At 70.7% G+C, this 12,991-nt stretch carries 8 protein-coding genes and 1 pseudogene; 4 read left to right on the top strand and 5 right to left on the bottom strand.

Features of this window, described 5'->3' with window-relative positions:
- Positions 1-289: pseudogene (locus AB0J04_RS36885) on the bottom strand (DUF389 domain-containing protein); the annotation flags it as partial.
- A 182-nt stretch (positions 290-471) separates the two neighbouring features.
- Between AB0J04_RS36885 and AB0J04_RS36880 the strand changes: the two are divergent.
- From AB0J04_RS36880 to AB0J04_RS36870, 3 genes are all read left to right on the top strand, one after another.
- Positions 472-2,292: a glycoside hydrolase family 15 protein gene (locus AB0J04_RS36880; protein WP_363172977.1), complete on the top strand. Its 1,821-nt coding sequence runs from the start codon at positions 472-474 to the stop codon at positions 2,290-2,292.
- A gap of 3 nt (positions 2,293-2,295) precedes the next feature.
- Entirely contained in the window at positions 2,296-3,240 is a 945-nt protein-coding gene (locus AB0J04_RS36875) for a cyclase family protein (RefSeq protein WP_363172976.1), read from the top strand.
- A gap of 61 nt (positions 3,241-3,301) precedes the next feature.
- Positions 3,302-4,882 carry a GMC family oxidoreductase gene (locus AB0J04_RS36870; RefSeq protein ID WP_363172975.1) on the top strand — a complete coding sequence of 527 codons (1,581 nt, stop codon included), beginning with the start codon at positions 3,302-3,304 and terminating at the stop codon, positions 4,880-4,882.
- An 11-nt stretch (positions 4,883-4,893) separates the two neighbouring features.
- Here AB0J04_RS36870 and AB0J04_RS36865 read toward each other — a convergent pair whose 3' ends face one another.
- The 4 genes from AB0J04_RS36865 to AB0J04_RS36850 form a co-directional block, all read right to left on the bottom strand.
- Positions 4,894-5,934 carry a cytochrome d ubiquinol oxidase subunit II gene (locus AB0J04_RS36865; RefSeq protein WP_363172974.1) on the bottom strand — a complete coding sequence of 347 codons (1,041 nt, stop codon included), beginning with the start codon at positions 5,932-5,934 and terminating at the stop codon, positions 4,894-4,896.
- Positions 5,934-7,421: a cytochrome ubiquinol oxidase subunit I gene (locus tag AB0J04_RS36860; RefSeq protein ID WP_363172973.1), complete on the bottom strand. Its 1,488-nt coding sequence runs from the start codon at positions 7,419-7,421 to the stop codon at positions 5,934-5,936. The genes AB0J04_RS36865 and AB0J04_RS36860 overlap by 1 nt, the downstream gene beginning before the upstream one ends.
- 77 nt (positions 7,422-7,498) lie before the next feature.
- Entirely contained in the window at positions 7,499-8,818 is a 1,320-nt protein-coding gene (locus AB0J04_RS36855; RefSeq protein WP_363172972.1) for an NAD(P)/FAD-dependent oxidoreductase, read from the bottom strand.
- Positions 8,819-8,824: 6 nt separating this feature from the next.
- Complete coding sequence (locus AB0J04_RS36850) at positions 8,825-9,661, bottom strand: SDR family oxidoreductase (RefSeq protein ID WP_363172979.1); 837 nt, start codon at positions 9,659-9,661, stop codon at positions 8,825-8,827.
- 456 nt (positions 9,662-10,117) lie between these two features.
- On the opposite strand from AB0J04_RS36850, the gene AB0J04_RS36845 reads away from it, so the two are divergent.
- Positions 10,118-12,955 carry an AAA family ATPase gene (locus tag AB0J04_RS36845; RefSeq protein ID WP_363172971.1) on the top strand — a complete coding sequence of 946 codons (2,838 nt, stop codon included), beginning with the start codon at positions 10,118-10,120 and terminating at the stop codon, positions 12,953-12,955.
- The last annotated feature ends 36 nt before the right edge of the window (positions 12,956-12,991 follow it).

Below are 12,991 nucleotides of genomic sequence, written 5' to 3'. Positions count from 1 at the left end.
TCGTACTGGACGTACTTGGGCTTTCGGCCGGTGCGGCGAGAGTGCGTGCCGGGCGTCGCGACGGGGCGAACGTTGCCTGCCGCGGCACTAGTTCCAGTTCGCGCAGACCGCGCAGCACGGCGTTGGCCGCACCCGCCAGGATGTCGCACTCGATCGCGTCGCCGTCGGGGTTGTGCGCCAGTTCGGCGAGGACGACCAGGTTGAAGACATAGCGGTCGTCGGTCAGCAGCCCGACCGCCCGGGGGGTGAGATCAGGGGGGCTCACCAGCCGGACGTGGATCATCTCCATGCGGCCAGTAACACCCGGTGGGCGGGGGTCGGCAAGCCGGGTGAGAGTGCCCGCCGCCGGCCGGCGGACTGTCGTCACCGGCCGCGGTGAGCGACCGATCGTGGACCGCTTCCGACGCGCAAGGGCCACCCGAGTGGCAGATAGTGGACATAGGGGGCTCTTTCCGAGAACTCGGAGCAGCCATGGACCGCTACCCTCCCATCGCCGAACACGGCCTGGTGGGCGACCTGCAGACCGCCGCGCTCGTCTCGTCGCAGGGTGTCGTGGACTGGTTCGCCGCTCCCCGGTTCGACTCGCCCAGTGTCTTCGCCGCTCTGCTCGATCACGACGGCGGCGGGTACATGCGACTGGCCACCGAGCACCCCGACGTGACCTGCAAGCAGCTCTACTACCCCGACACGGCCATTTTGGTGACCCGGTTCATGTCGCCCGACGGAGTGGGCGAGGTCGTCGACTGCATGCCTGCGGACCGGACCCGCACCGCCACCGACCGTCACACCCTGATACGCGTCGTGCGGTGCGTGCGGGGGACCGTCGACTTCACGCTCGAGTGCCGGCCGCGCTTCGACTACGGCCGGGCCGAGCACCGGCTGGAACTCGGCGAGAACACCGGCCTGTTCCGGTCCCCGGGAATGGACGCGCACCTGCAGACCTCCTTCCCCCTGGAGCGGGACGGCCAGGACGTACTCGGCAGGGTGACGCTGAGCGCCGGCGAGGCGGGCGGCGCCGTGTTCACCGTCTGCGCGTCCGGCGGCGAGGCGCCCGCACCCCTCACGGTCGACGGGATCACCGCACAGGTCGAGGACACCGGCCGCTTCTGGCAGGACTGGCTGCACCAGTCCCGCTACCGGGGCCGCTGGCCCGAGCTGGTGCACCGTTCGGTCATCACCCTCAAGCTCCTCACCTACGCCCCCACCGGCGCCCTCGTCGCGGCGGCCACCATGGGCCTGCCCGAGCAGGTCGGCGGAGAACGCAACTGGGACTACCGGTTCACCTGGGTGCGCGACGGCGCGCTGTCCGTGCGGGCCATGCTGGACCTCGGCTTCGTCGAGGAGGCCACCGCCTTCGTCCACTGGCTCGTCGACCGGCTGTACGAGCGCGAGGGCAAGGAGGACGAGCCGCTCCAGACGATGTACCGGATCGACGGCAATCCCGACCTGCCGGAGGAGACGCTCGAACACTTCGAGGGCTATCGCGGCTCCTCCCCCGTCCGCATCGGCAACGGCGCCGCCGACCAGCTCCAGCTCGACATCTACGGTGAGGCCCTCTACGCGGTGTCCCAGGGCCTCGGAATCGCGCAGCAGACCACGTACCGGGGATGGAAGGCGCTGGCCGGGACGCTGGACTGGCTCGCCGAGCACTGGGACCGGCCGGACGAGGGCATCTGGGAGACCCGCGGGGGCCGCCAGGACTTCACCTACAGCCGCGTGATGTGCTGGGTCGCCTTCGACCACGGGCTGAGCCTGGCCGAGCACTTCCGCAGGCCCGCCGACATGGAGAAGTGGCGCAGCGCCAGGGACGACATTTTCGAGCAGGTCATGGAACGCGGCTGGAGCGAACAGGAGGGCGCCTTCGTCCAGCACTACGGCGGCGACGTCCTGGACGCTTCCCTGCTGCTCATGCCGAGGGTCCAGTTCATCGCCCCGAGGGACCCGGCCTGGCTCGCCACCCTCGACGCGATGGACCGCAAGCTCGTCTCCGACAGCCTCGTCTACCGCTACGACCCTGCCGCATCGCCGGACGGGCTGCGCGGTTCGGAGGGCACCTTCAGTCTGTGCACCTTCCTCTACGTCGACGCGCTGGCCCGGGCGGGGCGGCTGCCCCAGGCCCGCTACACCTTCGAGAAGATGCAGACCCACGCCAACCACGTGGGGCTCTTCGCCGAGGAGATCGGTCCGAGCGGGGAGCAACTGGGCAACTTCCCCCAGGCGTTCACCCATCTGTCGCTCATCATGGCGGCTACCACCCTCGACGAGGCGCTCGACGCGGAGAGCGGGCGCTGACCCATGGTCACGCATGCCCGTCCGGCAGGACCGCCGCCGCTGACCGAGGACGAGTTCGGCGTGCTGTACCGGCGTCTGCGCTCGCGCGCCGCCTGGGCCGCGGGTGACCGGGGCGCTCTGGACGCGCTCACTCCCGCCCGGGTGCTGGCCGCCACCCGCGAGGTGCGGACCGGCCGGACGGTCACGCTCGCCGCGCCGGTGGAGACGCTGCCCGGCCCGGACAATCCGGAGCCCGCGAGGCACCGGATGAGCGGGCAGCCGGACGAAGACGCGCAGGGCCGGCTCCACTTCGCGAGGGACAGCTTCGCGATGAACGTGCACGGCGACGCCGACAGCCATATCGACGCCCTCTGCCACGTGATCTACGACGGCACCCTGCACGGCGGCGTGTCCGCGAGCAGCGTCACGGCGGGCGGGGCCACCGCACTCTCCATCGAGGCGGCGCGCGACGGGATCGTCGGACGCGGCGTGCTGCTGGACATCCCCCGGCTGCGCGGCGTGCCCTGGCTCGACCCGGGTGATCACGTGAGCGTCGACGACCTCACCGCGGCCGAGACGGCCCAGCGGGTCCGCGTGACCGAGGGCGACCTCCTCTTCGTCCGGGTCGGCCACCGCCGACGCCGCGCCGAACTGGGCGCGTGGCACGCGGCGGACGCGCGCGCGGGACTCCATCCGTCGGCGCTGGAGTTCCTGGCGGACCGGCGGGTCGCCGTGCTCGGCGGCGACGGGAACAACGACACCGCCCCGAGCTCCACCGAGGGCGTGGACTTTCCCGTGCACGTGCTCGCGGTCCACGCCATGGGCCTTCACCTGCTGGACTACCTGCAGTTCGAGGACCTGGCGCCGGTCTGCGAGGCGGAGGGACGCTGGTCGTTCCTCTGTGTGATCGCCCCGCTGAGGCTGCCGGACGCCACCGGTTCGCCGGTCAACCCGACAGCCGTCCTATGACCCCGGCACCCACAGGCTCTACGGCCAGGACAGCCATCGACTACTGGAACGGGACCCTCTCATGGCAGACGATCAGCACTACGACGTCATCGTCATCGGTACGGGAGCGGGCGGCGGTACGCTCGCGCACCGGCTCGCCCCCACCGGCAAGCGGGTCCTGATCCTGGAGCGCGGCGGCTACCTGCCGCGGGAACGGGACAACTGGGACTCCACCGCCGTCTTCGTCAAGGGCAAGTACCGTGCCCCCGAGTTCTGGTACGACAAGCACGGCGACCAGTTCCCCCCGGAGGTCAACTACTACGTCGGGGGCAACACCAAGTTCTACGGCGCCGCCCTCTTCCGGCTCCGGCCCGAGGACTTCGGCGAACTGCGCCACCACGACGGCGTCTCACCGGCCTGGCCGATCCGCTACGAGGACCTGGAGCCGTACTACACCCAGGCCGAGCACCTCTACCTGGTGCACGGCCGGCACGGCGAGGACCCCACCGGAGGGCCGACCAGCGCGCAGTACGCCTACCCGCCGGTCGAGCACGAGGCGCGCATCCAGCAGCTCAGCGACGATCTGGGCAAGGCCGGCCTGCACCCCTTCCACCTGCCGATCGGCGTGAACCTCACCCAGGACGAGCACGGCCGGGCCACCCATGACAGCGTCTGCATCCGCTGCGACCGGGTCGACGGCTTCCCCTGCCTGGTGGGCGCGAAGTCCGACGCGCAGGTGATCTGCGTCGAGCCGGCACTGAAGTACGACAACGTCACGATGGTGACGAACGCGAACGTGCGGCGCCTGGAGACCGACCCGACCGGACGCACCGTCACCAAGGTCGTCGCCGAGCTCAAGAACGGAGTGACCGAGGCATTCGGCGCCGACATCGTGGTGGTCGCCGCCGGCGCGGTCAACTCCGCCGTCCTGCTGCTCCGCTCGGCCAACGACAAGCACCCCGGCGGCCTGGCCAACAGCTCGGACGTGGTGGGACGCCACTACATGCGGCACAACAACCTGGCGCTGATGGCGGTCTCGAAGGAGCCGAACCCGACCAGATTCCAGAAGACCCTGGCGCTGAACGACTGGTACCTGGGCGCGGACGACTGGGAGTATCCGCTCGGCGGCATCCAGATGCTCGGCAAGTCGGACGCCGACCAGATCCACGGCGAGGCGCCGCGCTGGGCCGGCGCCGTCACGCCCGACATGCCCTTCGAGGTGCTCGCGCACCATGCCGTCGACTTCTGGCTGTGCGGAGAGGACCTCCCGCTGGCCGAGAGCAGGGTCACCCTCGACAAGGACGACGCCGTCCACCTGGCGCTCGACGAGAAGAACAACGTGGCCGGACTGAAGCGCCTCCAGCACAAGCTTCAGGGCATGCTCGGGCACCTGGGCATGCACGAGCACCATCTGCTGTCGCACAGCATCTACCTGCACAAGGGCATGCCGATCGGCGCCACCGCGCACCAGGCCGGCACCGTGCGGTTCGGCGACGACCCGAAGAGCTCGGCCCTCGACGTGAACTGCAAGACCCACGACCTCGACAACCTCTACGTCGTGGACACCGGCTTCTTCCCCAGCATCGGCGCGGTGAACCCGTCCCTGACCGCCATCGCCAACGCCCTGCGGGTCGGCGACCACATCGCCGACCGGCTGAGCTGACGGGTGCGTCGCTACACGTTGCCCCCCGGCGTTCTGGCGGCCCGGGTGTCGGCGTCGGTGAGCTCCTCCAGCTCACCCATCGTGTCGAGCCGGTAGAGCAGCACCAGCGCCGGACCGACCAGGACGATCGCGATGACCGTGACGATCACCAGCCAGCGCAGGGTGTGGGACGCGCCGGCCGCGTCGGCCACCGTCAGCGAGGTCGGCAGCGCGTAGGGCCGCTGCGCGAAGCCCCAGGCGCCGACGGTCAGGGCGACGCTCGCCACCGAGGTGTAGCGGGACCAGCCGTGGGACCGGCGCAGCACAAGCAGCACCGTGGCCAGACCGCAGACGGCGGCCAGGATGATCAGCAGCAGGCCGAGGCCCCCGGTGAGGCCGTCCCAGACGTACCGGGCGTCGTCGTGGGTGACGGGCAGGCCGATGAGCGCGAGGACCACGACGGCGCCGAAGGCGATCAGCGCCCGTACGCGGAAGTAGTCGACGAGATCGTGCGCGCCGAACCGCAGGGCGTCGGAGCAGAGGAAGACCGCCCCGAGGAAGGCGGTGGCCGCGATGGCCAGCAATCCCGCGAGGACGGAGGTTCCATTGGCCCAGGCGTCCGCGGAGGCGGTCGTGCCGACCTTGACCCGACCGGAGGCGATGCCGCCGAGCACCGCTCCGAGGAAGAACGGCGTCACCAGGGACGCGACGGCGAACACCGCGCCGTAGATCCGTCGTTGGGCCAGTCGACGGGACGGCTTGCGCAGGGCGAACCCGGCGCCGCGGAGCACCAGGCCGACGGCGGCGAGGGCGAGCGGCAGCCACATCGCAGAGAAGACGGCCTGGAACATCGTCGGGAAGCCGGTCCACATGATGATCAGAATGAAGATCAACCAGACGTTGTTGACCTCCCAGACCGGTGCCATGGCGTGGTCGATGAGCCAGCGGGGCCGCTTGCCGCGCTCCGCGCCGCCGGCCAGGAGGTCCCAGAAGCCCGCGCCGTAGTCGGTGCCTCCGGCGCAGGCGTAGGCGGCGATCGCGACCACCAGTACCCATGCGATGAACTCGGCCACTACGACGCACCGCCAGGCGTGTGGTCGGGCCCGGTGCCGGGCGCGGTCCCCGCGGGCGCCGGCTCGGGCTCGCTTCTGGGCCCGTACGGGGTGTCGGTCTCCGGGGGCAGTTCGCCGCGCGGAGCGGCCAAGCCCTCGTCGGCGATGCGCCAGCGGGTGCGCATCCTCAGGACGACCGCGAGGAACGCGCCGAAGACGGCCACGTACACGACGACGACGATGGCGAGCATCGCCCACAGCGATCCGGCTCGAGTGCTGGTCACCGCCTCCGAGACCCGCATGTGCTGGTAGACGATCCAGGGCTGGCGGCCGACCTCCGTGGTGATCCAGCCGCACTCCACGGTGACCAGGCAGGCGACTCCCGCGATCGCGGCGCAGCGATAGAACCAGCGGCCGCCGGGGTTGTCCCGGTGTCGCCACCAGGACCAGGCGTACCAGAGCGCGAGCAGGATCAGCAGGCTGCCGACAGTGACCATGATGTCGAAGGCCCAGTGGGCGATGGTGGCCTGAGTCGCCGTCGGGCGGTCGCTCGCCGGGACCGACGACAGGCCCGTCACCTTGGTGTCGGGGCTGAATCCGGCGAGGATCGAGTCCAGTTGAGGGATCTTGAGCCCGCCGGAGATCGTCCCGTCGGGATGCAGGCGCCCGAACATGTACTCCGGTACGTGGGTGTCGGTCTTCCAGACGATCTCCGTGGCGGCGAACTTGATCGGCTGCTTGTGGAAGACGGCGCGAGCGGCGGAGTCGCCGAGCATGAACTGGACCGGTGTGAGGATCGAGGCAACCGTGAACGGCACGGTGAAGCCGAGCCGGTGGTAGCGGTCGCGGCGCCCGCGCAGCCAGCCGACCGCGTACACACCGGCGACCACATAGCCGGCGGTCAGGAGCATCGCGACCACGAAGTGCCAGTACTCCGGGCCGAACATCGGTGTGAAGATCGCCTGCCGCACATCGACGTCGACCGGATCGCCCTGGGCGTCGAGGCTGAACCCCTGCGGGGTGTTCATCCAGGAGTTGGCCGCGATGATGCCGAACGATCCCATCAGGGCGGCCGGCGGCAGCGGTACGGCGAGCCAGAAGTGGGTCCAGGGCTTGAGGCGGCGCCAGCCGTAGAGGTAGATCGCGATCAGGACGGCCTCCAGGAAGAACGCCCATGCCTCGATGCCGAACCCGAGGCCGAACACGTCACCCCAGCGGCCCATCAGGCCGGGCCACAGCAGGCCGAACTCGAAGGACAGCACGGTGCCGGTGATGATGCCGATGGCGAACTGGACGGCCATCACCGCCGACCAGCGGCGGGCGAGCGTGAGGGCCACGGGGTCGTTGCGGCGCAGCCCCCGGTGGTGCATCAGCAAAGTGATGAACGGCAGCGCCACGCCGAACGGGACCAGCAGGATGTGCGAGGCCAGGGTGAAGGCCATCAGCTCACGAGCCGGCAGGAGTTGGTCCGGGGTGCTGTTCGCCAGAAGGACGGCGGTGCTGAGCATGTGCGCCTCGATGGTCTGCCCTGCGGGGGTGGCGGGGCTGAGGAGGGACAGGATGCGAGGGGGGGCCGGGGCCGTTGTCAGGGAGGTGGTGGGGGCGCCGCCGACGCGTCGGTGTCGGGCGTGGTGAAGGCGCGTTCGCGGCGCGAGCCGGTGGCGAAGGCGACGGACCAGCTGAGCACCGCTCCCAGCCTGCTGCGGAAGCCGGTGAGGAAGGCCAGGTGGATGAAGAGCCAGGCGAGCCAGCCGGTGAAGCCCGACAGACGCAGCGGCCCGGCCTTGACGACGGCTCGGCCGCGGGCGATGTACGCGGCGCTGCCGAGATCCAGGTACGTGAAGGGCTTCGGCTTCTTCGTCCTGCCTTCGACCTGGTGTCGCACACTCCGGCCCGCGTACGCACCCGACTGCATGGCGACCTCGGCCAGTCCCGGCAGCCGGTTCAGGCTCATCACGTCGCCCGTGACGCGGATCTCGGGATGGCCGGGGAGGGTGAGGTCGGGTTCGACGAGGATGCGTCCGGCCCGATCCTGTTCGGCGCCGGTCGCCCGGGCCAGCGCGGCCGCGATCGGCGGCGCCTCGACGCCCGCCGTCCACAGCACGGTGCGGGCGTCGAACCGGGTGGTCCTGCCGTCGTGGTCTCGTACCGTCAGGCCGTGCTCGTCGATGTCGGTGACCATCGTGCCCAGGTGGAGCTCCACGCCGAGGCCCCGCAGGGTTCGGGCCGCACGGTGGGCGAGTGACGGGCCGAACGCGCCGAGCACGGCGTCGGACCCCTCGAAGAGCAGCACCCGGGCCCCGGCGGAATCGATCTTCCGGAACTCCCGGTCGAGCGTGTGGCCGGCGATCTCCCGGATCTGTCCGGCCAGTTCGACGCCGGTCGGCCCACCACCGACGAGTGCGAAGGTGAGCCACTCCTGCCGTTCCCGGTCGTCCGCGGCCGTTTCGGCCATCTCGAACGCCCGGTAGATCCGTCGGCGGATGTCCAGCGCGTCGTCCAGGGTCTTCATGCCGGGGGCGTGCGCGGCGAACTCGTCGTGCCCGAAGTAGGACTGACGCATGCCCACCGCGACGATCAGATCGTCGTACGGCAGCGCGAGGGCTCCGCCCCCGGGTCGCCGCGCGTGCACCAGCCGGGCGCCGGCATCCACGTCGGTGGCCTCGGCGAACACACACCTCACGTTGTGGTGGCGCCGCAGAACCCCGCGCAGCGGTTGGGCGATCTGCCCCTCGGACAGGATTCCGGAGGCGCACTGGTACAGCAGCGGCTGGAAGAGGTGGTGGGCGCGGCGGTCGACCACGGTCACCGCGACCGGTGACTTCCGCAGGGCGCGGGCGGCGAACAGTCCGGCGAACCCCCCGCCGAGGATCACCACCCGGCGGGGCGTGACGTGATCCTGCATCGGAGATCAGCCTCCGGTGGCGAAGCCGGGGAAGAGCGTCATTCCGCCGTCGACGTAGAGGGTGGTGCCGACGACGTAGTCGAGGAGGTCGGACGCCATGGCGACGACGGCGTTGGCGATGTCGTCCGGGTCGCCCACGCGGCGGTACGGGATCAGCCGCAGCAGCTCGGCCTCGGCCTCGGGGGTGGACCAGGCGTCGCGGTTGATCGGCGTGCGGATGGCGCCGGGCGCGACCGCGTTGACCCTGATCCGCTGGGGGGCCAGCTCCTGGGCGAGGGTCTGCATCAGCATGCCCACACCGCCCTTGGAGGAGGCGTAGTTCACGTGCCCCGCCCACGGGACGATCTGGTGGACCGAGCTCATGCAGATGATCTTTCCCGCCGAACGGGACACCTCCTCCACCACGCCGCGCCGCATGAACTCCTTGGCGGCCTCTCGCGCGCACAGGAACTGGCCGGTCAGATTGACGTCGATGACCTTCTGCCACTGCGCGAGCGTCATCTCCGTCACGGCAGCGTCCCGCTGGAGGCCCGCGTTGGCCACCATGATGTCGATGGTGCCGAACTCCTCGACCATCCGCGCGACCATGGCGGTCACCTGGTCCTCGTCGGACACGTCGGCCTCATGGGCGTAGGCGCGGACCCCGAAGCCCTCGATCTCCTTGACGACGTTGTCCGCCTCGTGCGCGCCGACGACGTAGTTCACCACGACGTCCGCCCCGGCCCGGCCCAGGGCAATGGCGGTCGCGAGACCGATGCCCGAGTTGGCGCCGGTCACCAGCGCCTTCTGACCCCTGAGAAGCTGCGCGGACGTCGTCCCGCGGCCCTCGACTCTTGCTGCCACCACGATCTCTCCCTGGGTGATTCGGACGGCACGCCCACAGGAAACGGGCGACGCGCGTGACGAAGGCCGGGACTCGGTCGGCCGCCAGGACAGACACAGGAGCCGTCACACCCCCGGCCTCCAGACGAAAGCACCCTGCACCGCGAGGCAGACCGACCGGCACGCTGTGCCTCCGACTTCGGCGCGACACGTCACGCAGTCGGGCTACGAGCCGCAGGCCCCTCCCCGACCGGGTACGGCGCGCACGTGCCGGTGTTCTGGTCGATGCGCAAGGGACGGCGTCGGCAGGTGCTGCGGGCAGGCCCGGCTTCGCGCGCTTCGGAGAACATGTCCGGATGACGGTCTTCCGGATGCCTCGCCGGCGTCTGACTTTGCGCGCCGGGGACTGGGTTCGACGGTTCAAGACTAGCTTATACTGTACTTTATCGTTCATTGAAGTGTACTGCGAGGCGGATTGTGACGGCGATCTTCGCTCTGGCCACCAGCCCGATCGGTCGGGAGACGGAGATCGGCCGGATCCTGGAATGCGTCGGGGCCGGTCGTGACCGGCCCCGGTCCCTCCTGGTGCTGGGCGAAGCCGGTACCGGCAAGACCGAACTGCTCCGCATCGCGACGGAGCGGGCGAGCCGGACGGGCACGCGTGTGCTGGCCGCCCAGGGCTGCGAGACGGAGATGCAGCAGTCGTTCGCAGCGCTGCACCAGCTGCTGCTCCCGGTGCTGGACGATCTCGCGTTCCTGCCGGAACACCAGCGGGATGCGCTCCGCGCGGCCTTCGGACTCGCACCGGTCACCGGGCCGGCCGAGCCCATGGCATTCCGCGTCGCCGTCCTGACGCTGCTCAGGCACATCGCGCAGGCGAGCCCCCTGCTGCTGGCCGTCGACGACATCCAGGCCTGCGATCGTGACTCCCTGGACGTCCTGCTCTTCGCGGCCCGACGCCTGGCCGGCGAATCCGTCACGGTGCTGCTCGCAGCACGTGGTGAGGTCCCCCCGCCGGGCATCCCCGCGGATCTCGCGGTGCTGCCGCTCGGGCCACTGCCCTCCCAGGCGGCGGCGCAGCTCCTGGACGCGCAGCCGGGCGCGCCCACGGGAGGCGCCAGGCTGGACCTGCTCCATCAGGCGGAGGGCAATCCGCTGGCCGTCATCGAACTGTGCCGAGCCCTTCGCACCAACAGGGCGCTCGCGCCGACGAATGACGCCATACCGCAGACCTCGCGTATCCAGCAGATGTTCGCTGCCCAGCTGGGTGCGTTACCGACGGCGACGCAGCGCGCGCTGCTGTACGCGGCCGCCGCATCGGCGCACGAGGAACTGGCGACGCTCATGGCCGCCCTGGGCGCCGGGTGCGACCTGTCCGTGTGGGCCCCGGCGGAGCGCGCGGGCCTGATCTCCGTCGTCGCCGGACGTGTGGTGTTCCGGCACCCGTTGATCCGCACCGCGGCGTTCCACCGCGAGCCCGTTCAATCACGGCAGCAGGCGCACCGGGCCTTGGCAGCGGTGCTCGGTGAGCAACCGTCCCGTCAGGCCTGGCACCTGGCGGGCGCGGCGATCGGCCCGGACGAATCGGTGGCAGCGGCTCTGGAGGCCACGGCCCTCCTGGCCCAGCGACGAGGAGGCCTCTACGCCACCGCGAAGACCTTGGAGCAGGCCGCGCGCTTCAGCCCCCGCGACGACGACCGGGCCCGCCGCCTCGCCAAGGCTCTGACGGCGGCGAACGACTTCGGAGACCCGGCCTGGGTCCGCGAACTCTACGCGAGCTTCATCGCCGTGAATCGTGACCCGGGGCTGCTGAGCGTTGCCATCTGCGCCACCAGTTGGGCGCTGTCGTTGTTCTCGCACCAGCGCGAGGCCTTCTCCCTGCTGGTCGACGCATGGGAGCGCACTCCCCCGCTCGATGGGACGACCGCCACCGCCATGGTCGCGACCGCCGGCGGAATCGCCCACCAGTCAGGACTCGAGGAGCACCTGAGGATCCTTCCGGGGATGCTCGACCAGGCCACCCTGATCAACCGGGCCGAGCGGGCCGGCCCCAGGACGACGGAGCCGTACTACTCCAACCTCACCCGGGACGACGTCACCGCCTCGCTCCTGGCCGTCGTCCGGGCCGCCGGCGATCCCGCCGGCGCCTCCAGCCTGTTGCAGACGCTTTCCTCGCTGCCGCGGCTGTCCGACCTGCAGAACCCGGCGACACTGCACCGGATGGTCGCGATCGGAGCGGTCGCCTACTACGCGGACGAGTCGGACCTGTGCGTGGACCTGTTTCGGCAGGTGTTCGTGCCGCTGCGGGCGGCGGGGGCCATGGGCCCGGTCGCGCACCTCCTTGCCGTACAGGTGGACGCTCTGCTGGCCACCGGGCGATGGGCGGAGGCGGAGGAGCTGATCGAGGAGGCGCAGGCCTTCGCGGTCGTCCGCGGGATGACGTGCGTCGAGTTGGATCTCGACGCACTGCGCGTGACCCTGGATGCCATGCGCGGGGACAACGAACCGGGGGTCGAACTCACCGGACCGAACTGGCACGCCGTCAGCCTCGACGAGAACCGCGCCACCATGGCCCGGATGCTTCGAGCGCGGGGACTCGCCGCCCTGTCCCTCGGGGACCACGAGAGCGCCTTCCGAAGCCTCCGGGCCCTGTTCGAGGACGACGGCACTCCGGTGCACAACCTGCTCTCCAGCCGTTCCATCGCTGCTCTGGCCGGTGCCGCCCAGCGGCTGGGCCGGCACCGGGAGGCAGCACACATCCTCGCGGCGGTTCGACGGGCCGAGGGTCGTCGGCCCGCCCTCCGGATGACGCTGTTGATGCACCACGCGGCGGCCTTGGTGGATCTGGACGCCGACACCGAGAAGCATTTCCGCCTTGCCGTGGTCAACCCGGGAGCGGACCAGTGGCCGATGGAACGCGCCCTCGCGCGGATGAGTTACGCGCTCTGGCTGCGCAGGAAACGACGGCCCCGGGAAGCACGCGAGCAGTCGGCGACCGTCATCGAGGCCGCCACCCGGCTCGGCGCACACCGGCTCGCCGCGCAGGCCGGTGCCGAACTGCGCGCGAGCGGTGGGACCGCCGCGCCGGAGGCTGCCGCCCCGCTGGCGGAGCTGACCGCTCAGCAGCAGCACATCGTGCGGCTCGCGGCGAACGGCCTGTCGAATCGCGAGATCGGGGAACAGCTCTTCCTGTCCCCGCGAACCGTCGGCACCCACCTGTACAACGTCTATCCCAAGCTTGGCATCAGCAGTCGCCATCAGCTGCGGGACATAGTCGAGCAGCGCATGGGGTGGGAAGGGACGAGCGGGAGATGAGCGGGACGCTGGCGGACCCCTGCGGGGACAAGGGCC

This window comes from Streptomyces sp. NPDC050263, assembly GCF_040655955.1.
In the GTDB taxonomy this organism is placed as follows: domain Bacteria; phylum Actinomycetota; class Actinomycetes; order Streptomycetales; family Streptomycetaceae; genus Streptomyces.
This window is presented reverse-complemented; position numbering and strand designations above follow the sequence as displayed.

What these genes read in the sequence shown, in the direction of transcription:
- AB0J04_RS36880 (WP_363172977.1), top strand. Translation starts at nt 472, where the DNA reads ATGGACCGCTACCCTCCCATCGCCGAACACGGCCTGGTGGGCGACCTG.
- AB0J04_RS36870 (WP_363172975.1), top strand. Translation starts at nt 3,302, where the DNA reads ATGGCAGACGATCAGCACTACGACGTCATCGTCATCGGTACGGGAGCG.
- AB0J04_RS36860 (WP_363172973.1), bottom strand. Translation starts at nt 7,421, where the DNA reads ATGCTCAGCACCGCCGTCCTTCTGGCGAACAGCACCCCGGACCAACTC.
- AB0J04_RS36855 (WP_363172972.1), bottom strand. Translation starts at nt 8,818, where the DNA reads ATGCAGGATCACGTCACGCCCCGCCGGGTGGTGATCCTCGGCGGGGGG.
- AB0J04_RS36875 (WP_363172976.1), top strand. Translation starts at nt 2,296, where the DNA reads ATGGTCACGCATGCCCGTCCGGCAGGACCGCCGCCGCTGACCGAGGAC.